Genomic DNA, 23183 nt, shown 5'->3' with positions numbered 1-23183 from the left:
AAGACCAGTAAATGGGAGTACGACGAACTGGGGCGCCTGGTGCAGGCCAGTAATGCGCTGGGCGAGAGCATCCAGTACGCCTACAAGGCGGGGCAGTTGAGCAAGGTCACCCATGCGGACATGACCGAGGAGCGTTTCGAGCGCGATGCCGAAGGCCGGTTGCTGGCCCATGTCGATGCGCTGGACCGTTGCACAACCTGGAGCTATACCCGCGCCGGGATGCTCGCCGAGCGTGTCGATGCGCTGGAGCACAGGCTGCGCTACCGCTGGGACAAGCTCGGCCGGTTGGTCAGCCTGGAGAACCAGAACGAGAGCCGCGCCAGCTTCGTTTACGACCTGGCCGGGCGCCGCCTGGAAGAGACCGGCTTCGATGGCCTGACCACCCGCTACCAGTACGACCCGAGTAGCGGTCGGCTGGCGAGCAGCCAGGTCGGCCAGCGCCGCATCGACCTGCGCTTCGATGCCATGGGGCGCCTGGTCGAGCGCTGCGCGAGCCAGGGCGATCAGCAACAGAGCGAAACCTTCGCCTACGATGGCAACGGCAAGTTGATCCAGGCACTCAATGCCGTCAGCAAGCTGCAGTGGTTCTACGATGACGCCGGCAACCTGACCCGCGAACATCAGCACTACCTGATGACCGGCGACCCCATGGTGGCCGTGTGGCGCCATGAGTACGATGCGCTGAACCGCCGCACCGCCACCATCCGCCCCGACGGGCACAAGGTCAGCTGGCTGACCTACGGCAGCGGCCACCTGCTGGGCATGACCCTCGACCAGCACGAGATGCTCGCCTACGAGCGCGATGACCTGCACCGTGAAGTGGTGCGCCACCAGGGCAACAAGCTCATGCAGATGCAGCGCTGGGGCAAGACAGGGCTCCCCGAAGAGCAATGGCTCGGCAGCCATGACGGCAAGACCGCCCTGCTCAAGCGCCAGTATGAATACGACACGGTGGGGCAGTTGACCGATATCCACGACAGCCGCCGTGGCCAGCTGGCGTATCAATACGACCCCCTTGGGCGCCTGCTGCAGGCCAATAGCCGCCTCGGTGTCGAAACCTTTGCCTTCGACCCTGCGGGTAACCTGCTGGATGAAACCCAGCAACTCAACCGCCCGCTTGAGCAGGACGACAGGCGCAACAAGGTGATGGACAACCAGTTGCGATCGTATGCTGGGAGCCATTTCAAGTACGACGAACGCGGCAACCTGACCCATCGGTTGGCAGACGGTGTCCAAGCGCACTTCACCTGGGACATGTTCAACCGTTTGGCCAGCTACAACGACGACAGGCTCAAGGTCGAGTACAGCTACGATGCGCTCGGCCGCCGCTTGCATAAACACTCGGTCGCGCACTATTGGAACAAAGCGGAGGCGGGCACTGGCTGGAACGACATGCAACGCGCCAAGCGCCAGCGCGAACTCGGCTGCGGCTTCACCTTGTTCGGCTGGGATGGCGACACCCTGGCCTGGGAAAGCTCTCCACCACGGGATGAGGGCGACACTGGCCGCACCGTACATTACCTTTACGAACCCGGCAGTTTTGTACCGGTCGCCCAGGCCCTGCGCAAAGGCCCGATCCGCCTGCACAAGCAGCCAGACTGGAGCTTGCGCGAATACGATTTCGACCAAGACCCGCTGTGGCACACCGAGGTCAAACCGCAGGCCTTCGATGCCATTGCCTGGTACCACTGTGACCATCTGGGCACGCCACAAGAGCTCACCGATGAGCAGGGGAACGTGGTCTGGAGTGCGCAGTACACGGCGTGGAGGAAAATACGCGAGGAGCGTACGGTGCAAGCCAGATTGCAGGGGCTGAGCAACCCGATTCGCTTCCAGGGGCAATACCAGGACCCGGAAACGGCGCTGCACTACAACCGCTATCGGTATTACGAGCCGAAGATGGCGCGGTATGTGTCCAGGGATCCGATCGGGATGCAGGGTGGGATGAACGTCTATAGCTACGTGAGTAACGCGCCTGTCATGCGCGCGGACCCATTGGGGCTGTGGGATGCACCATTTGCCAACATGCCGGGCGTGCAAGAGCGTGCTTCGTTGGGCACTCATATGATGAAAAATGGCGAGACGCCCGAAGCGATTGCTAAAGCGATGGCGCCACCACCCCCCAAACCCATAGCGACAGGCGAGTGCCGTGCAGCTGGTACCGCCGCGGTGGGAGCAGGACTCTCCGTGGGGTTAAGCGAGAATGAAGTTTCTGGATTTGGCTCGCAGCTCAGTGTTCCCGTGTCAACGGTTGCGTTGCGCGCGGCTGCGAGTTGTGGTTTGAAAATCGCAGATCCTGACGCTAAGCCGCTTAAGGCCGGTGCCGGAGTAGGTATGAGTTTTGGAATCATTTCAGTAGAGGTCGGGCAGACGTCTACATGGCCGGAGATTTACTTTGGTATTGGACTAGGTGCTGGGCCAGAGTTGAAGATTCCTGTGCACCCCAATATCTCTATTCCACTTAATAAGTAAGGATGCGTTATGTGTGTTTGGCTGAATACTGTGATTCAGGTGTTTTTTTGGGGCGCATTTTTTACGTTATTTTTCACGGTTTTTTACGCGAACGCCTATTGCAAGAGAAACGGAATAAATATGAACACGTTTCCAGGTCTTTTTGAGATGTATCGTCGGGTCTTTAGGTTTGAGAACAAAAGGCTTTCTTGGATAGTTCTTTTGACTGTTTATGGGGGGGCGCTTGTTGGGATTTTTATGATATTTTTGGTTTTTTATGCTAGGTCGCAAGGGTGTGTGGTAGATATGCGGGTTGGTTTTAGTTGATCACTTAATGGCGCGGTATGTGTCCAGGTACCCGATTGGGATACAGGGTGGGATGAACGTCTACAGTTATGTGAGTAACACGCCTGTTATGCGCGCGGATCCATTGGGACTGTGGGATGCACTCTTTACCAACATGCCGGGCGTGCAGGAGCGTGCTTCGTTGGGCACTCACATGATGAACAATGGTGAGTCGCCGGAGGCAGTTGCTCGTGCGATGGCGCCGCCGCCGCCCAAGCCGATTGCGACGGGCGAGTGTAAGGCGTCGGGGGCGTTAGCAGTAGGGGCCGGCTTGGCTGGACATGTGGCTATTAACGAAGAGTCAGGTATGTCTAAATGGGGTAGCTTTCAAACGTCTGCAGTGGCTGCACGGGCAAGTTTAAGTTGCGGCCTGAAATTTTCCTCATCAGGTAAGGCGCTGCCAGTTGCGGGCGGGATAGCGTTAGGATTGGGATTTTTGAATTTAGAAATTACACAAGCATCGTCATGGCCAGATATTTATATGGGTATCGGGCCTAGCATCGGGCCGGAATTCAAGGCGCCGATGAATCCAAGTGTCAATATTCAATTTTAAGGTCCTTTATGTGTGATGCTATTTATTACTACAAGGAGTTCGTGTTTTATTTTGCAATGGTTACAATTTTTATTGCAGTGATTTACATGTCTCGATTTGCCAAGAGTCGCGGAATTGATTTTAATTCAATTTTTGGATTGCTTGAAGTGTATCGTTTGGTGTTTTCGTTTAAATATAAAAAGTTATCGGCACTGGTTTTGCTCGTCATGTATGGGAACATGCTGCTGTGGCTGGTAGCGTTGGGCCTTAACCATTGGGGCGGCACTGAAGGGTGCATTTCAAACTAAGTGGAAAGCTAGCTGGCGATTAGAAAACCTGTTGCAATTTTGTTATATACAGCCGCTGTCGTTGTTGCGAGTTCAAGATGGGGCGGAATGTATCTAGGTACCCGATCGGGATGCAGGGTGGGATGTACGCCTGTAGATATGTGGGTAACAAACCGGTTAAGCGAGCGGATCCCCTAGGGTCTGTATGAAAAGTCTTGAGACGAAGGTCAGGCAAGGCGAAAACAGCCGAGGAAGCGGAGTTTACGGGTTGTAAATGAGCATTCCGAGGCTGTTTTCAACGCAGCATCACCGAGTATCAAGGCTTTTCATACAGAGCCTAGGGTTTATCAATATCGAGGCTACCCAGACTTCAACTTATCCTGAAATCTATATCGGTTTTTGGTCGGGTGTTGGTCCAGAAATAAAAGCACCCCTAAATCCTAGTTTGAATGTGGCTTATTAAGGTTTTTGTATGTGTGATGGAATTGATATCTCAAGGGAGTTGTTGTTTGTGCTTTGCATGCTTATGCTTTTTCTGACTATCGTGTATATGGCTACTTATGCGAAAAGGGAGAAAATTGATTTCAATACCGTAGGTGGTTTGCTTGAGGTGTATCGGCGTGCGTTTGCGCGTGAGCATAAAATGCTATTTTGGGTAGTTCTTGTTGGAGTGTATGTGAATACGTTGATTTTGCTTTTTTCATTTGGGCTTTATTACTGGGGGCTCTCTGAGGGCTGTGTCTTCAAGCTGAGCGGTAGATGGTCAAACCTGTAGGACTTCGGTGTATTGCAGGTGCTTTGGGCTGATGATTTCGACCGCGTGGTCCTGTGATAAACCGAATAAATACCACAGGACTTCGACTTCATTGCCTGGTACCACTGCGACCATCTAGGCACGCCACAAGAGCTCACCGATGAGCAGGGGGACGTGGTCTGGAGTGCGCAGTAAACGGCGTGGGGGGAAATACGCGAGGAGCATACGGAGCAAGCCAGATTGCAGGGGGTGAGCAACCCGATCCGCTTCCAGGGGCAATACCAGGACCCGGAAACGGCGCTGCACTACAACCGCTATCGGTATTACGAGCCGAAAATGGCGCGGTATGTGTCCAGGGACCCGATTGGGATGCAGGGTGGGTTGAACGTCTATAGCTATGTGAATAACGCGCCTGTTATGCGCGCAGATCCATTGGGACTGTGGGATGCACTCTTTACCAACATGCCGGGCCGCAGGAGCGTGCTTCGTTGGGCACTCACATGATGAACAATGGTGAGTCGCCGGAGGCAGTTGCTCGTGCGATGGCGCCGCCGCCGCCTAGGCCGGTAGCAACGGGTGAATGTAAGGCGTCAATTGTTATTGCTGCTGGAGCTGGGATGTCAGGAAGCGTGGCTGTGAATGAGAAAAGCGGTGTGTCGAAGTGGGGTAGTTTCCAGACATCGACTGTTGCGAGCCGTGCGAGTGCAAGTTGCGGTTTGAAGTTCTCTGCTGAAGACGCGAAGCCGTTACCTGCTGCATTAGGATTTGCTTTTGGTGTTGGTATCTTTAATGTAGAGGTGACCCAGACATCTTCATGGCCAGATATTTATATGGGTTTGGGGCCAGGGGTGGGGTATGAGGTAAAGTCTCCGCTGAATCCATCCATAAACTTCCAGTGAGTGAGTTTCTAGTGTGTGAATATATACATTATTTTAGAGGGTTTTCATTTTATTTGTTCGTGTTTAGTGGGGCGTTGCTTGTATTTTCTTCTGCTGAATATGCTAGGCGCAAAGGTGTGGATTTCAATTCTTTCTTTGGAATGATGGATATCTATAGGAGGATATTTCAGTTTGAAAGTAAGCGCTTCTCTCTAGTGTTTTTGTTGGTGATGGGTGGAAATATGATTCTATGGTTGGCTTCTATAGCGTTGTATTACTGGGGTGTTAGCAGGGGTTGTGTTTTTTAGGGGGATTCTGAACAACCTCCTCTAATCCCGGAATAACCAACGACCCAACGACGCAAGTCCGATTTTTCAGCCTTCAAACGCTTCAGGATCAGGGATTTTCCCTAGTTCTTGTGCGCTACAGGCGCACCTATCATATCAGCAAGCTGCGGATTAAAGTTGCTAGATCCTGACGCGAAGCCACTGAAATCAAATCTGGGGCAGGGGATAAATATGGGGATTTTTGTTGTGGAAATTGGGCAGACTTCAACGTATCCAGAGGTCTGCTTAGGGTTGGGGGCAGGGGCGGGGCCAGAATTGGAGCTGCCATTGAGTCCGAATGTTTTTATTCCGATTGAGTAATGGGTTTGTTTATGTGTGAAAATCTTAGCAAGTTGGCGTATTTGATATTTTGGCTTTCATTTTTCTGGATTGGCCTGTCTGCGCTGTATGCCAATTCTTACTGTAAGAAGAATGGGGTTGACATGAGTGCGTTTCCTGGCTTGTTTGAGCTATATAGAAGGGTGTTTAATTTTGAGAGCAAGAGACTTTCAGTTGTGATTTTGTCAGCTATTCTGGGTGGGGCAGCACTGGCTGTAGGAATGAGCTTTTTAATATCTTATGCCAAGGGGGTAGGCTGTATTATAAATATAAGAACCTGAAAGGTAGCGGCGGAGCGTGACGCTTTAAGGGGGCTCGAAAATGGAGCAGATTAAATTTGCCTGCTCCCTTTTAGGGGCGAGCAGGGAGAAAGGACAGATTTATTCTTTCACTCTAATTGCTGCCTGCGCGAAGGCGAAGGGTACGGAGTTCATTGTGTATGTGTGATTGGATTGACGTTGCAAGAAAGTTTTTGCTTGCACTTTGCATGCTACCGGCAAAGCATTGCCCGCCGCAGGCGGGATATCGTTGGGATTAGGAATATTGAGCATGGAAATTACGCAAGCCTCTACGAGGCCAGACGTCTACATAGGTATTGGGCCGAGCATTGGGCCTGAGATTAAATCGCCACTCAACCCAAGCATTAATATGCCATTCTGAGGCAGTTCGATGTGTGATGCTATTTATTATTACAAGGAATTTGCATTTTATTGTGCGTTTATTACCGGCGTGTGCACGGTAATTTATATGTCGCGTTACGCCAGAAAAAAAGGCATCGACTTCAATTCTGTGTTTGGACTGCTTGAGGTTTACAGGTTGGTTTTTGCGTTCAAGAATAAAAAGCTCTCATTTGTAGTGTTGCTGGTTATGTACGGCAATTCATTGTTATTGTTGATGGCTTTTGCTCTTCATTACTGGGGGATGTCTGAAGGGTGCGTATTTAAACTGAGCGGCAAGTGGGCGGATAACTAGGTCTTGTACGAAAAGTGTGGTCATTCAACGTTGTGGGAGCGGCGGTGCGCCAATGCGACTTGCCCCGCGATCTGCCGCGACGCGGCAGCAAAGCCTGAATTCGCGGCATCTTTGACACTATTTGATATCGGGTACAGGAGCGCTTCGCACTCCATCGCGGGGCAAGCCCGCTCCCACAAAACTTTTCGTACAGAGCCTAAGAGCACAGCCACGAAGGCCGTCCGCCGCTGCGATTTGCCGACGATGGGCCGGCACAGGCAATTCCGGCCAGTCACTCCCACTCCGATCATATCGACCTCAAACCATGCGCAATCCTTGGTTAGCCAGCAATCCCCCTCACTTGCTCACCAACAACTCCGGCCCCAGGTAATCGTTGATCTGGTCGATATCATCATCCCCCAGGCTACCCACCGACGAGGCCAGGCGAAGGCGCGACATCAAGTAGCGCAACTTGGCCTCGAACAGGTCATGCCTGGCCACGAACAACAGCTCCTCGGCATTGAGCACATCGGAGTTGGTGCTGATGCCCCCCTCCTTGAAGCCCTTGCGGGTCGACAGCAATGAGCGCTCGTTGGACACCACGGCCTTCTCCAGCGCGCGGATGCGCAGGGCGCCACTCTGCACGCCGCGAAACTCCCGGGTGGTGCCGGTGATGACCTCCTGGCGGGTGGCGTCGAGTTCGTCCTGGGCCTTGGCGCTGTTGGCGCTGGCCTGGCGGCTGAGGGCGCTGACACCGCCGCCGCTGTACAACGGGATGTTGATTTCCAGGCCGATCGAGCTGTAGTGGTTGCGCTGGTTCAGCTCCGACAGCGACTGGCTTTCGCCGGCGGTATAGCCAGCGACGAAGTCCAGGGTCGGCCAGTGGCCGGCCTTGGCCCGTTTCACTTCCTCTTCGGCGATCTCCTGGCTGTGGCGGCGTGCATGGATCAGCGGGCTGTCGGCCTGGGCCTTGACCAGCCAATCCTGCAAGTTGCCGGGCAGCAGCGGCGGGGTGGCGAAGCCCAGTTGCAGGGTGGTCAGCGATTCTGGGGTTTCACCGATGTACTCGGCGAGCTGGCGGCGGGCGTTGACCAGGTTGTCCTGCGCCTCGATCAGCTCGGCCTCGGCCAGGTCGCGGCGCGCGGCCGACTCGTCGATGTCGGTGATGGTGCCGTCGCCCAGTTCCATGCGCCGTTTCGCCGAGGCCAGCTGCTCGTCGAAGGCGCTCAGCTTGGCGTGGGCCAGGCTGATGGTCTCGCTGGCCAGCAGCACGTTGAAGTAACTCTCGGCCAGGCGTACCGCAGCGTCCTGGCTCTTGGCATCGAACACCGCCACGCTGTAGTCGGCACGTTGCTGGCCCTGGCGGTACTCGGCCATCTTCTGCTTGTTGAACAGCGGCTGGCGCAGGCGCAGGTTGGCGCCGGTGGAGTCGTAATCGAGGTCGTTGTTGATGCCGTTCTGGCGCTGGTTGCCGTTGACCTTGTTGGTATAGGCCGAGGCGTTGATCTGCGGCAGCAGGCCTGCTCGGCCGATGGCACGGTTTTCCATGCCTGCCTCTTGTTCATGCACGGCGGCGCGGTACACCGGGCCCTGGTATTGCAGCAGGTCCCAGGCTTGCTTGAGGTCCATGGCGCCGGCGGGCAAGGCCAGGCCCAGCAGGCACAGGCACAGGCAATGACGGTTCATATCATTGCTCCTTGAAGGCGCTGTCGACGCGCTCGATCATCGGCTTGAGCAGGTAGCTCAGCAGGTTGCGTTCGCCGGTCTTGATGGTGACGCTGGCCGGCATGCCGGGGCGGATATGGTTGCTGCCCAGCAGGGCCATGCCGTCCTGGGTCACCTCGACCTGGGCCAGGTAGAACGGCTGCTTGCTCTCTTCGTCCAGCAGCCGGTCGGCCGAGACGGTCTTGACCCGTCCGGGGATGTTCGGGGTCTGGGCGTGGTTGAACGCCGGGAACGACAGGTCCACCGCAAGCCCCGGGACCATCTTGTCGATAGCCTGCACCGGGATCATCGCGTCCACCTGCAGCGGTTCGTCGAGCGGGACCACCTCCATGATCTTGGCGCCGGGCTGGATGATCCCGCCGACCGTGGCGATGCTCAGGGCCTGGACCATGCCGTTGATCGGCGAGCGGATCACCGTGTGCGCCACTTCATAATCCAGCGCGCGCAGGCGGTCGGCCAGGGTGGTGCTTTCCTTGGCGATGTCGGTCAGCTGCGATTGCACCTCTTTGCGGTAGTCATGCTGGCGCTGCAGGATGCGCAGGCGAATCTCGCTGGTCTGGCTGCGTACCCGGGCGATGTTGTTGAGGTTCTCGGCCTGGCCGGCGGACAGGTCGGCATGGCTGCGTTCCAGTTCCAGCAGACGGTTGCGCGGCACGTAGCCTTCGGCGGCGAGGGTGCGGGTGCCGTGCAGTTCCTGGTCGAGGAAGCCGATCTGCGAGGCGCGCGCGCCATACACCTGCTGCAGGCCTTTGAGCTGCACTGCCGAGGCCGTGAGGTTCTCTTCGAGGATGTCGATCTCGCCGGCCAGGCCCGCGCGGCGGGTATCGAGCAGGTGCTCCTGCAAGTCCATCGCGGCCAGCAGGCGGTGGTCGCCGGCGAAGCGGGCCAGCAGATCAGGGTCGTAAGTCACGGTGTCCTCGCCGTCACGCTCGGCCTCCAAGCGGTTCTCCACGGTCTTGCTGACGATGTACTGGGCGCTGACCGCGCCTTGTTCGGACACGGCGCGCAAGGCATCCAGGCGCACCACTTCCTGGCCTTTCTTCACCAGGTCGCCTTCGCGCACCAGAATCGCTTCGACGGTGCCGCCGGTCAGGTGCTGTACCGCCTTGCGGTTGCTGGTGACCTTGACCGTGCCAGTGGCCACCACGCCGGCATCCAGCGGCGCCAGCCACGACCACATCAGAAAACCGCCAAAGCCGGCGAGCATCAGCCACAGGCCGCAGCGGGCGGGGCGAGTGACGTCCAGGTCGATGCCGTGGTCGGGGGCGTTACGGGTGGTTTCAGTGGGCATGTTCATCTGCATGATCTGTCACTCCCGTGCCTTGACCGAGGCCAGTGGGGTCGGTGCCGCCGCGCCTGCCGGCATCACGCTGGCCTTGCGCAGCGCGGCGAACACTTCGTCGCGGCTGCCGAGCATCTGCACGGTGCCGTCGCGCAGCATCAGCACCTTGTCGACGGCGCACAGCACATTGGGCCGGTGCGAAACCAGGATCACCGTCGCGCCCCGGGCCTTGAGCTCGGCCATGGCGTCCACCAGGGCCTTTTCGCCGAGGTCGTCGAGGTTGGCGTTGGGCTCGTCCAGCACGATCAGGTTGGGCTCGCCATACAGCGCGCGGGCCAGGGCGATGCGTTGCTTCTGGCCACCGGACAGCGGGCTGCCGTCGTTGCCCAGGCGGGTGTCGTAGCCCTGGGGCAGGCGCAGGATCATCTCGTGCACGCCGCTGATTTTGGCGGCGCGGATCACCGCGTCACTGTACACCTCGCCAAACCGCGCGATGTTGTCGGCGATGCTGCCTTCGAACAGCTCCACGTCCTGGGGCAGGTAGCCGAGCCAGGGGCCCAGCTCGGCCTTGTTCCAGGTGAACAGGTCGGCGCCGTCCAGGCGCACCTTGCCAGCCTGGGTTGGCCATACGCCGACCAGCAGGCGGGCGAGGGTGGACTTGCCCGAGGCGGACGGGCCGATGATGCCGAGGCTTTCGCCCGGCACAAGGCTGAAGCTCACCCCACGCAGGATGGTGTTGCCGGTGCCGGGGGCGCCGGCAAACACATTCTCTACCGCGAGCATGCCCTGCGGGCGCTGCAGCGACATGCTCGGTGGCCGCTTTGGGTAGTCGTGCAACAGCGCGTTGAGCCGGCCCCAGGCCAGGCGGCAGGCGAGCAGTTGCTTCCACGAGGCGATCACCTGTTCCACCGGGGCCAGGGCGCGGCCGGTGAGGATCGAGCAGGCGATCATCATTCCCGGGGTGATCTTGCCTTCGATCGCCAGCAGCGCGCCGCTGCCGAGGATCAGCGACTGCAAGGTGATGCGCACGAAGCGCCCGGTGCTGCTGATCAGCGCGGCGCGGTCGGAGGCCAGGGTCTGCATCTGCAGGATGCGCAGGTGGCCCTTGAACCAGCGCTGGCTGATGGCCGGCAGCATGCCCATGGCCTCGATCACCTCGGCGTTGCGCAGGTTGTTGTTGGCGTAGTTGGCCGATGACAGCGCCGCCTGGTTGGCTTCGGCCAGCGGCTGGTGGGTGGCCTTTTCGGTGAGCCAGGCCAGGCCTACCAGGATCATCGAGCCGATCAGCGTGACCAGCCCCAGCAGCGGGTGGATCAGGTAGGCGACCAGCAGGTAGATCGGCGTCCAGGGGGCGTCGAAGAAGGCGAACAGGCCATTGCCGGTGAGGAACTGACGCAGCTGCGCCAGGTCCTGCAGGGCCTGGCCGGGGCTGCCGCCGGCGCGGCTGAGGTTGCGCTCGAAGGCGGCGCTGAAGGTGCGCCGGTTGAGGGCCATGTCCAGGCAGTTGCCCACCCGGATCAGCACCCGGGTGCGCAGCATCTCCAGGGTGGACATCAGCAGGAACAGGCCCACCACCAGCACCGTCAGCATGGCCAGGGTGGTGACGTTGCGGCTGACCAGTGCGCGGTCGTAGACCTGCAGCATGTACACGGCAGGTGTCAACATCATGACGTTTATCACCCCGCTGAAGCCTGCCAGGGCATAGAAACTGCGTCGCAATTGAAACAGTGCGTCGGCGAGCTCGGAGCGGGTGGATGTGTGCTTGGGCATGAGGCCTCCCTCCAGAAAACCGGGTGCCTTTGCGGCAGCCCAGGTAGCAGTAGGTGTGGAAGCTGATTGGCACGCAGGCTGGTCGCTCTTTTGGCGGGTAATCCGAACTCGCTGCAGTGCCCCACAAGCAGGAGCGTAGGTTGTGAGAAATATTTTGTAATACGTTTTTGCTCTATGGATTCCTCGCAAATTTCATTAAAAACAGCCAGTTGAGAATGATTAGCGGGATCCAATCTTTTTTATCGACGTAATATTGACAATTTTTTTGCCTACAACTTTAGTCTTATTCAGTTCGTCGGAACTTTGCCCGAAGCCCTGTTGTCGCCACGGCCCCGCGAGCCCCCGCTGACATTCCTGTGGGAGCAGAACATGACCAGCCCTCTGTTCTTGTACCGAGTGAATGGGCTCTACAGGACGTTATCCCCCACCTCTCGTAGTCACGGCCCACCCAGGGCCTGGGTCTGTCGCGCCTGAGCGCCCGACGAACCTGAACCTGTGCGAACTCCAGGCACGTAGCCCGCCCGGCGGGTAACGGTTTTGCGCGCCCCGTTTCGCGCCAAGAAAACGCTGCAAACCGTGCACGCCTATGAACGGGCGCGACGGGCGCCTGCGCCCCGCGCTCGCCCCCCCTACCGATCGAGGTCAACCGAAAATGGCCAATTTCAGCAAGTCCGACCTGGAGTTCATCCTCAAGCAGATCTTCATCGCCGAAGCCCATGCCAACGGCGCCAGCCTTATCGAGCTGCTGCCCAACAGCCAGGTGCCGTTCGGCCTGCGCACCGTCGACGGCAGCTACAACAACCTGGTGGCCGGGCAGAGCGAGTTCGGCGCCGCCGACAATTCGTTCCTGCGCCTGCTCGATGCCCAGTACCGCGCGGCCTACGCCGCCAGCGGCACGGTGGTCGACGCGCAGCCGCGCACCATCAGCAACCTGATCGTCGACCAGACCGCGCACAACCCGGCGGCGGTCGAGGCCAATGGCGGCGCCGCACCGGTGATCAGCCCCGGTGTGGACGGCGTGTTCGGCACTGCCGACGATAAAGAAGTGTTCTTCATCCCCAACGAGTCGCCGGATGCCGGCCTGACCGCCGGCTTCAACTCCTGGATGACGTTCTTCGGCCAGTTCTTCGACCACGGCCTGGACCTGGTCACCAAGACCAGCAGCGCCATCGTGTTCATTCCGCTGCAGCCGGACGACCCGTTGTACGTGCCGGGCGGGCAGACCAACTTCATGGTGCTGCCGCGCGCGGTGCACACTGCCGGCGCCGATGGCGTGCTCGGCACCGCCGACGATGGCCAGCTCAACACCACCTCGCCGTTCGTCGACCAGAGCCAGACCTACAGCTCGCACCCCTCGCACCAGGTGTTCCTGCGTGAATACACCCTTGATGCCGGCGGCGACCCGGTGGCCACCGGCCGCTTGATCACCAACCGCGACCTGGGTGCCGACGGCAAGTTCGGCACCGCCGACGATGGCAGTGGCGAGAACGGCGGCATGGCCACCTGGGCGGTGGTCAAGGCCCAGGCCCGCGACATCCTCGGCATCGACCTGACCGACGCCAACGTGCACAACGTGCCGCTGCTGGCCACCGATGCCTATGGCAACTTCATCAAGGGCCCCAACGGCATGCCCCAGGTGGTGATCCGCATCGGCAATGGCGCCGACGGCATCGCGGGTACCGCCGATGACCTGACCCAGCTGGTCGAAGGCAACCGCGCCGCGCCGATCAGCCTGGCCAATGCGGTGAGCACCGGCCATGGCTTCCTCGACGACATCGCCCACAACGCCGAGCCGGTCTCGATCGGTGGCGTGCTGCAGGCAGATGCCGACAACAGCATCGGCAACGCCCAGACCCCAGGCCCGGGCGGCAGCAACCTGACCTACGACAACGAACTGCTCGACGCCCATTACATCGCCGGCGACGGCCGCGCCAACGAGAACATCGGCCTGACCGCCGTGCACCATGTGTTCCACTCCGAGCACAACCGCCTGGTGCAGCAGTCGAAGGACACCATCCTCGCCTCGGGCGACCTGGCCTTCCTCAATCAATGGTTGGTGGACGATGTGGCCGCACTGCCGACCACGCCGGCCCAGGTGGCCGCCCTGGTATGGGATGGCGAGCGGCTGTTCCAGGCCGCCAAGTTCGGCACCGAGATGCAGTACCAGCACCTGGTGTTCGAGGAGTTCGCCCGCACCATCCAGCCGCAGGTGGACGAGTTCCTCGCCCCCAACGGTTACGACACCTCGATCAACCCGGCGATCCTCGCCGAGTTCGCCCACGTGGTGTACCGCTTCGGCCACTCGATGCTGACCGAGACCGTCGACCGCTTCGACCCTGCGTTCAACCCGGTGCTCAGCGACCCGAACAATCCCGACCAGCAACTGGGCCTGATTGCCGCCTTCCTCAACCCGCTGGCCTTCGCCGGCAGCGGCGCCACCGCCGACGAAGCGGCCGGGGCGATCATCCGCGGCGTGACCCGCCAGCTGGGCAACGAGATCGACGAGTTCGTCACCGAGGCGCTGCGCAACAACCTGCTGGGCTTGCCGCTGGACTTGCCGGCGCTGAACCTGGCCCGTGGCCGTGACACCGGCATCCCCAGCCTCAACCAGGCGCGCCGCGAGTTCTACCATTCCACCGGCGACAGCCAGCTCAAGCCGTACATCAGCTGGGTCGATTTCGCCGAGCACCTCAAGCACCCGGCCTCGCTGGTCAACTTCATCGCCGCCTATGGCAGCCACAGCAGCATCACCTCGGCGACCACCCTGGAAGACAAACGCGCCGCCGCCCTGGCGCTGGTGTTCGGCGGCAGTGGGGCGCCGGGCGACCGCCTGGACTTCCTCAACGGCACCGGGGCCTGGGGCAACGTCACCCTGGCCGGCAAGGACGGCGTGATGAACACCGCCGACGACGTCAGTGGCGTGACCATCACCGGCGTCGACAGCATCGACTTCTGGGTCGGCGGCCTGGCCGAGCAGAAAATGCCCTTCGGCGGCATGCTCGGCTCAAGCTTCAACTTCGTCTTCGAAACCCAGCTCGAAGCGCTGCAGAACGGCGACCGCTTCTATTACCTGTCGCGCACCGCGGGCCTGAACTTCGGCACTGAGCTGGAGAACAACTCGTTCGCCAAGCTGATCATGCTCAACACCGATGTCACCCACCTGTCCAACACGGTGTTCCTCACCCCGACCTTCACCCTGGAGGTCAACCAGGCCAACCAATACACCGGCCTTGGCGCAGACGGCCGTGCCGACCCCACCGGCGGGCTGATGATCAACGGCGTCGAGATCGTGCCGCTGGTGATCCGCGACAACCCCGACACTGTGGGCGGCGACAGCAACTTCCTGCACTACACCGGTGAGGACCATGTGGTGCTCGGCGGCACTGCCGGCGACGACATCATCATTTCCGGCGACGGCGACGACACCCTGTATGGCGACGGCGGCAACGACCGCCTCGAAGGCGGTGCCGGCAACGATGCGGTGCTGGGTGGCGCGGGCGACGACATCATCACCGACTCGTTCGGTGACAACCGCCTGGAAGGCAACGCCGGCAACGACGTGATCATCGCCGGCAGCATGCTGGCCGCCGGCAACCTGATCCTCGGCGGCGACGGCCAGGACTTCATCGTCACCACCGAAGACATCACCACCACCTTCGGCGGCCAGGGCGACGACTTCATCCTCGGCGCCAAGACCAACCTGCCGCCCACCGGCAACGAAGGCGACGACTGGATCGAGAAGGGCACCCAGGACGGCGCGCCGGGCGACAACTTCGCGCCCCTGCTCACCGATGACGTGGTCGGCAACGACATCTTCGTCGGCGGTGGTGGCTTCGATGAAATGATCGGCGAGGGCGGCGACGACATCTTTGTCGGCAGCGATGCCCAGGACAAGATGGACGGCATGTCCGGTTTCGACTGGATCACCTACAAGAACGACCAGGTGGGCGTCACCGCCGACCTGAGCCTGGCCGCGCTGGCCCAGCCCCACGGCAATGCGCCGAACCAGAACGCTGGGGTGTTCAACCCGGTCGGCGCCTCGCCGGCCTCGATCCTCGACCGCTTCGCCGAAGTGGAGGGGTTGTCCGGCTCGAAGTTCGCCGACGTGCTCAAGGGCGATGACGTCGATGCGGTGACCATCCTCAACCACGGCGGCGCCACCGGCGGTGCATTGACCAACGTCCAGCTGATCCGTGGGCTGCAGCAGTTCCTGGCCGATGCCGGGCTGCCGACCACCGGGTTTGCCACCGGCAACATCATCCTTGGCGGTAACGGCAGTGACCTGATCGAAGGCCGTGGCGGCGATGACCTGATCGACGGCGACAAGTGGATCAACGTGCGCATCGCGGTGTATGCCCCGGGCGACGTCAACCACACCGGCCCCGAGATCGCCAGCTTCGACAGCATGGTCGAGATGATCCCGTTCATGCTCGACCGCACCTACAACCCCGGCCAGCTCAAGGCGGTGCGCGAGATCCTGCCCGGCACCTCCACCGGTGGCGCGGCCTTCGACACGGCGATCTTCTCCGGGCTGCAGAGCGAGTACCTGGTCACCCAGAACGACCGTGGCACCGCCGACACGGCGGATGACGTATGGACCGTGGCCGACAGCGTGGCCGGCCGCGACGGCACCGACACCCTGCTGCACATCGAGCGCCTGCAGTTCGCCGACGGCCAGCGCGTGCTGGTGCCGGGGGCGAATGCGCAACCGACCGGCAGCCCGACCATCACCGACGGCAACGGCGGCGCGATCACCGTGGGCGACACCCTCACCGTGAGCGTGGCCGGGGTGCGCGATGCCAACAACATCGGCGCCGGCAACCCGCTGGGTACCCTGGCCAACAGCTCGGTCTCGTACTACTGGCAGTTCGAGGCCGACCCGGGCAGTGGCGTGTTCCAGGACATCATCCTGCTGCCGGCCGGCGACCTGGCGTTCCAGAGCGCCGACGGCACGGCGTTCAAGGTCTCGCCGGACCTTGCCGGGCTGTCGCTGCGGGTCAAGGCGATCTACCAGGATGGCCATGGCACCACCGAAATCCTGTTCTCCCAGCCCACCACAGTGGTAGAGCCCGGCGCGCCGGTCGTGCCCACGGCGCCAACCCCGGTGGTGGATGCCGCCGACGGCGGCGCCGGCCTGCACATGGTACGCTCGGACCTCAACTTCATCCTCGCGCAGATCAAGATTGCCGAGGCCGACGCGGCCGGGCAGGACATCCTCTCGCTGATCCCCAACATCCGCGCGCCGCTGGGCCTGCGTGCGGTCGATGGCTCGAACAACAACCTGATGAACCTCAACGGCAACAACCACACCGAATACGGTGCCGCCGACAACGTGTTCCCACGCCTGAGCGACCCGGTGTTCAATTCGGCCGAAGGCGCCCCGGCCGGCTTCTTTGGCCCAGGTTCGCCGGCCAGCCCGGCGACCTCGTACCAGCAGACCAGCGGCAACGTATTCGACTCGCAGCCGCGCACCATCAGCAACCTGATCGTCGACCAGACCTCGAACAACCCGGCCGCCTATGCCACCGCCTATGACCCCGGTGCCAACGGCCACCTCGACTTCGGCGCGCAAGGCAGTGACGACGTGCTCAAGGATGGCGTGCGCATCGTCGCCAGCCCCGGCCTGGATGGCCAGTTCGGCACCAATGACGACCACGACGTGTATCTGTTCGAGAACACCGCGCCGGATGCCGGCCTGTCCGCGCCGTTCAACGCCTGGATGACCTTCTTCGGGCAGTTCTTCGACCACGGCCTGGACCTGGTGACCAAGGGCGGTTCGGGCACCATCTTCATTCCGCTGCAAGCGGACGACCCGCTGTACGTGCCGGGCGGGCATTCCAACTTCATGGTGCTGACCCGCGCCACCAACCTGCCCGGCGCCGACGGCGTGCTGGGTACTGCCGACGATGTCCACGAGCACACCAACACCACCACGCCGTTCGTTGACCAGAACCAGACCTACAGCTCGCACCCGTCGCACCAGGTGTTCCTGCGCGGCTACCAGCTGACCGACGACGGCCCGATCGCCACCGGCCGCTTGATCACCAACCGTGACCTGGGCGCCGACGGCAAGTACGGCACCGGCGACGACAGCGAGATTGGCGGCATGGCCACCTGGAAAGTGGTCAAGGCCCAGGCCAACGATGTGCTGGGCATCCACCTCACCGACGCCGACGTGGACAACGTGCCGCTGCTGGCCACCGACGCCTACGGCAACTTCATCAAAGGGCCCAACGGCTACCCGATGGTGGTGATGAAGGGGAGTGACGGCCTGGGCGGCACCGCCGACGACGTGCTGGTCGAAGGCAACCCGCTGGCGCCGATCGACCTGAGCAATGCCGTGCGCACCGGCCACCAGTTCCTTGCCGACATCGCCCACAACGCCGTACCGGTGTTCAGCGGCGGCGTGCTGGCGCCGGATGCCGGCGATGCGATTGGCAACGCGGTGCCGTTCAACCCGCAGACCGGTGCCAACACCGCCTACGACAACGAACTGCTCGATGCCCACTACATCGCCGGTGACGGCCGGGTCAACGAGAACATCGGCCTGACCGCCGTGCATGCGATCTTCCATTCCGAGCACAACCGGCTGGTGGCGCAGACCAAGGACACCGTGCTCGACTCCCACGATGTGGCCTTCCTCAACGAGTGGCTGCTCAACCCGGTGGCGGCGTTGCCTGCCACCCAGGCCGAGATCGACGCGCTGGTGTGGAACGGCGAGCGGCTGTTCCAGGCCGCCAAGTTCGGCACCGAGATGCAGTACCAGCACCTGGTGTTCGAGGAGTTCGCCCGCACCATCCAGCCGCGGGTCGACCTGTTCTTCGCCCCGACCCAGGTGTATGACGTCGACCTCGATGCCTCGATCGTCGCCGAGTTCGCGCACACCGTGTACCGCTTTGGCCACTCGATGCTGACCGAAACGGTCGACCGCTTCGACGTCGACTTCAAGGTGATCGGCGACCCGGCCAGCGCCAACCCCGACCAGCAGATGGGCCTGATCGCGGCGTTCCTCAACCCGCTGGCCTATGCCGCCAGTGGCGTGACACCCGAGGAGGCGACCAGTGCCATCGTGCGCGGGGTGACCCGCCAGGCCGGCAACGAGATCGACGAGTTCGTCACCGAGGCGCTGCGCAACAACCTGCTGGGCCTGCCGCTGGACCTGCCGGCGATCAACATCGCCCGGGGCCGCGATGTCGGCATCCCGTCGCTCAACGCCCTGCGCCGCGACATCTATGGCCAGACCGGTGACACCCAGCTCAAGCCGTACACCAGCTGGGTCGACCTGGTGCAGCACCTCAAGCACCCGGAATCGCTGATCAACTTCATCGCCGCCTACGGCACCCACGCCAGCATCACCGCAGCGACCACCCTCGAGGGCAAGCGTGACGCCGCCATGGCCCTGGTGTTCGGTGGCAGTGGTGCGCCCAGCGACCGTCTGGACTTCCTCAACGGCAGCGGTGCCTGGGCCAACGTGACCAAGGCCGGCAAGGATGGCGTGCTGGGCACCGCCGACGACCTCAAGGGGGTGACCATTACCGGGGTGGATGCCATCGACCTGTGGATCGGTGGCCTGGCCGAAGAAAAGACGCCGTTCGGCGGCATGCTCGGCAGCACCTTCAACTTCGTGTTCGAGAACCAGCTGGAGAAACTGCAGGACGGTGACCGCTTCTATTACCTGGAGCGCACCGCCGGCCTGTCGATGAACGCCGAGCTGGAAAGCAACTCGTTCGCCAAGCTGATCATGGCCAACACCTCGGCCACTCACCTGCCGGGCCTGGTGTTCTCCGACCCTGGCTTCTACCTGGAAGTGGACCGCTCCAAGCAGTACAACGACGGCCTGGGCAACGCCGACCCGCTGGACGATAACGGCCATCAGGTGGTGTTCCGCGACAACCCGCTGACCGCCGGCCCCGACGGCAACTACATCCGCTACACCGGTGACGAGCACATCGTGCTCGGTGGCAGCAACGGCGATGACATCCTCATCGCCAGCGAGGGCGATGACACGGTGTGGGGCGATGCCGGCAACGACCGGATCGACGGTGGCGACGGCAACGACCAGCTGCGCGGTGGTGCCGGTGACGACATCATCAGCGACACCGGCGGCGACGATAACATCCAGGGCGGCGACGGCAACGATGTGCTGCACGGCGGCAACGGCATCAACCTGATCATCGGCGGCTTCGGCAACGACTTCATCGTCACCGGCGAGGATGCCAGCGAAGCCATCGGCGGCCAGGGCAACGACTTCATCCTGGGCAGCAAGGCCAACGAGCAGGACATGGGCAACGAAGGCGACGACTGGATCGAGAAGGGCACCTCGGACGGGGCGCCCGGCGACAACTTCGACCCGCTCGGCAACGACCCGATCATCGGCAACGACGTGTTCATCGGCGGCAACGAGAACGACAAGTTCAACGGTGAAGGCGGCGATGACATCATGGTCGGCAGCCTCGGCTTCGGCGACCGCTACATCGGTGGCTCAGGCTATGACTGGGCGACCTTCAAGGACCTGGCCCAGGGCGTTTCCATCGACTACAGCGACCGCTTCTTCGATGTGCCGCTGGTGCCGGGCTCGGGTGCTTCGGCGCTGGTGCGCTTCGACATCATGGAAGGCCTGTCGGGCTCGGCCCATGGCGACTTCCTGCGCGGCGACAACGAGGATGCCACCTCGCTGCCCACCGCCGGGGCCACGGGCAGCGTGCTGACCAACATCGGCCTGATCAACGGCCTGGTCGACCTGCTGGCGGCCGGCGCGACCTTCTATGATGGCGGCAACATCATCCTGGGCGGCAGCGGCAGCGACCTGATCGAAGGCCGCGGCGGCGACGACATCCTCGACGGTGACAAGTGGCTGAACGTACGCATCAGCGTGCGCGCCAACCACGATGGCACAGGCCCGGAAATCGCCACCTTCGACAGCATGGAGCCGATGGTGCCGCTGATGCTCAACGGCACCTACAACCCCGGGCAGCTGGTGATCGTGCGGGAGATCCTCAGTGGCGACAACAGCTACGACACCGCGGTGTTCAGCGGCATCGCCACCGACTACCGCATCAGCATCGAGGGCGACACGGTCATCGTCACCGATACCGTGGTGGGCCGTGACGGCGTGGACCGCCTGACCGGCATCGAGCGCCTGCAGTTTGCCGACAGCGCCCAGGCCTCGGGTGTGGGGACCGCCGTCAACAATGGCCCTGCGGGCCACCTGGCGATCCTCGACGACGCCAGCGGCGCGCGGGCCGATGCCCCGGTGGCCGGCCAGTTGCTGCGGGTGAGCAACCGTGGCGTGCACGACGCCGACAACGTCGGCGCAGGCAACGCCAGCGGTGCGGTGACCGGGCCTGTGGCCTACTACTGGCAGGTCGAGACCATCCCCGGCACCGGTGTCTATGAAGACATCACCTTTGTCGCCGCCGGCGAAGTGTCGCGGGCGACCGGCAGCACCTACCGGGTGGCGGACGATGTGGCAGGGCTGAACATCCGCGTGCGGGCGGTGTACCAGGACGCCAAGGGCACGCTGGAAATCGTCGACTCCTCGGCCAACAGCGCCCCCAGCGCAGGGCCGACCGTGACCGGGCTGGCGGCGCAGAACCAGGTGCTCACCGCGAACCTTGCGGCCATCGCCGACGCCGATGGCCTGAGCAACCCGCAGTTCAGCGTGCAATGGCAGTCGAACGTAGGTGTGGGCTGGGTGAACATCGCCGGTGCCACCGGCACCAGTTTCACCCTTGGCCAGGCCCAGGTCGGCCAGCAGATACGCGTGCTGGTGCACTACATCGATGACTTCGGCGTGGCCGAGGTGGCGACCTCCGACCCGACGCTGCCGGTGCTCAACGTCAACGACGCGCCAACCGGCGCGGTGCTGATCAGCGACACCACGCCGGACCAGGGCCAGCCCCTGACTGCGCTGACCGGTAGCATCGCCGACCTCGACGGCCTGGGCGCCTTCAGCTTCCAGTGGCAGCAGGGGCTGGGCGGTAACTTCAACGACATCGCCGGCGCCACGACGGCCAGCTTCACCCCAGGCCTGGCCCAGGGCAATCAGCAACTGCGGGTGATCGTGCGCTACACCGACGGCTTCGGCAAACAGGAGGTGGTGATCTCGGCGGCAACGGCAGCGGTGGCGGTGATACCGGGTATCGTGCTGCAAGGCACCAACGCGGCCAACACCCTCAACGGCACGGTGGGCAACGATGTGCTGCTGGGCCTGGGCGGTAACGACACGCTCAATGGCCTGGCCGGGTTCGACCAGTTGTTCGGCGGTGTCGGCAACGACACCCTCAACGGCGGCGACGGTGACGACGTGCTCAATGGCGAGGACGGCAACGATGTCCTCAACGGCGGGCTTGGCGCCGACACCATGAACGGCGGTGCCGGCAACGACACCTTCGTGGTCGACAACCTCGGCGACAGCGTCACCGAAGCGGCCGGCGGCGGTGTCGACCTGGTGCAGACCAGCCTGGCCAGCTACCTGTTGGGCAACGAGATCGAGAACCTGACCTACACCGGCAGCGCCAACTTCACCGGTACCGGCAACGCGCTGGCCAACACCATCACCGGCGGCAGCGGCAACGACACGCTCAATGGCGGTGCCGGTGATGACCGGCTGGTGGGCGGCGCCGGCAACGATACCTACGTGATCGATGCCGGCAACGATGTGGTGGTCGAGGCCGCCGGCGGTGGTATCGATACCGTGCGCACCTCGCTGGGCAGCTACGCGCTGACTGCCAACGTCGAGAACCTGACCTACACCGGCGTGGGCAACTTCATAGGCTTGGGCAACGACCTGGCCAACGTCATCAGCGGCGGTGCCGGCAACGACACCCTCACTGGTGCCGGTGGCGACGATACCCTCAACGGCAACGCCGGCAACGACACGCTCAATGGCGACGCCGGCAACGACCAGCTGTTCGGCGGCCTCGGCAACGACACCCTCAACGGCGGTGGCAACAATGACACCCTCGACGGCGGTGCCGGCGACGATGCGCTAAACGGCGGCAATGGCGATGACACCTTGCTGGGTGGGGTGGGCAACGACAACCTCGATGGCGGCATGGGTGTCGACCGGCTGGAGGGCGGTGACGGCAACGACACCGTGCTCGGTGGTGGCGGCAACGACACCTTGTTGGGCGGGGCCGGCGATGACTTCATCGATGGCGGTGCGGGCAACGACACGGTCACCGGCGGGGCCGGCAACGACTCGCTGGTGGCGCTCGACGGCAACGACGTCTTCGTGTTCGCCGCAGGCTTCGGCACCGACCAGGTGTTCGGCTTCGATGCTGCCCCGGCAGGCGGCCAGGACCGGCTGGACATCTCGGCGATGAACATCACGGCGGCGACCTTTGCCGCCAACGTGACCATCGCCGATGTGGGGGCCGATACCCTGGTCAGCTTCGCCGGTGCCACCGACACCATTCGCCTGGTGGGAGTAGGGGATGCGACCAGTGTGACGGCGGCGGATTTCCTGCTGACGTGAGAGGGCGCGGGAGAACAGGGATGTACTCCTGAGCGACTGGGGCTGCTGCGCAGCCCATCGCCGG

Annotated in this window: 9 protein-coding genes and 1 pseudogene; 7 read left to right on the top strand and 3 right to left on the bottom strand. The window is 62.0% G+C overall.

The window, feature by feature from the left end; genetic code table 11:
* From ACQ4N9_RS19555 to ACQ4N9_RS19530, 6 genes and pseudogenes are all read left to right on the top strand, one after another.
* On the top strand, positions 1–2472 hold a 2472-nt coding region (locus ACQ4N9_RS19555; RefSeq protein ID WP_430933525.1), incomplete at its 5' end, for an RHS repeat-associated core domain-containing protein.
* Between the two features lie 358 nt (positions 2473–2830).
* Entirely contained in the window at positions 2831–3349 is a 519-nt protein-coding gene (locus tag ACQ4N9_RS19550) for a hypothetical protein (RefSeq protein ID WP_390967905.1), read from the top strand.
* Positions 3350–4459: 1110 nt separating this feature from the next.
* Positions 4460–4564 carry an RHS domain-containing protein gene (locus ACQ4N9_RS19545; protein ID WP_430933528.1) on the top strand — a complete coding sequence of 35 codons (105 nt, stop codon included), beginning with the start codon at positions 4460–4462 and terminating at the stop codon, positions 4562–4564.
* A gap of 12 nt (positions 4565–4576) precedes the next feature.
* A pseudogene (locus tag ACQ4N9_RS19540) lies at positions 4577–4873 on the top strand (RHS repeat-associated core domain-containing protein); the annotation flags it as partial.
* Entirely contained in the window at positions 4870–5268 is a 399-nt protein-coding gene (locus ACQ4N9_RS19535) for a hypothetical protein (RefSeq protein ID WP_390967906.1), read from the top strand. The pseudogene ACQ4N9_RS19540 and the gene ACQ4N9_RS19535, both read left to right, overlap by 4 nt.
* 1391 nt (positions 5269–6659) lie before the next feature.
* Entirely contained in the window at positions 6660–6884 is a 225-nt protein-coding gene (locus tag ACQ4N9_RS19530; protein ID WP_390967907.1) for a hypothetical protein, read from the top strand.
* A 336-nt stretch (positions 6885–7220) separates the two neighbouring features.
* On the opposite strand, the gene ACQ4N9_RS19525 is transcribed toward ACQ4N9_RS19530, so the two are convergent.
* The 3 genes from ACQ4N9_RS19525 to ACQ4N9_RS19515 are packed head-to-tail and all read right to left on the bottom strand — an operon-like array spanning position 7221 to position 11640.
* Positions 7221–8549 (bottom strand): TolC family outer membrane protein, encoded by a 1329-nt coding sequence (locus tag ACQ4N9_RS19525; protein ID WP_390967908.1) that lies wholly within the window; start codon positions 8547–8549, stop codon positions 7221–7223.
* Between the two features lies 1 nt (position 8550).
* Positions 8551–9879 (bottom strand): HlyD family type I secretion periplasmic adaptor subunit, encoded by a 1329-nt coding sequence (locus ACQ4N9_RS19520; protein WP_390967909.1) that lies wholly within the window; start codon positions 9877–9879, stop codon positions 8551–8553.
* 18 nt (positions 9880–9897) lie between these two features.
* Positions 9898–11640, bottom strand: a complete 1743-nt coding sequence (locus tag ACQ4N9_RS19515; protein WP_390967910.1) for a type I secretion system permease/ATPase — start codon at positions 11638–11640, stop codon at positions 9898–9900.
* A 652-nt stretch (positions 11641–12292) separates the two neighbouring features.
* Here ACQ4N9_RS19515 and ACQ4N9_RS19510 point away from each other — a divergent pair.
* Positions 12293–23119, top strand: a complete 10827-nt coding sequence (locus ACQ4N9_RS19510; protein ID WP_390967911.1) for a peroxidase family protein — start codon at positions 12293–12295, stop codon at positions 23117–23119.
* The last annotated feature ends 64 nt before the right edge of the window (positions 23120–23183 follow it).

Source organism: Pseudomonas sp. ES1 (assembly GCF_050586605.1).
GTDB lineage: Bacteria > Pseudomonadota > Gammaproteobacteria > Pseudomonadales > Pseudomonadaceae > Aquipseudomonas > Aquipseudomonas sichuanensis.
This window is presented reverse-complemented; position numbering and strand designations above follow the sequence as displayed.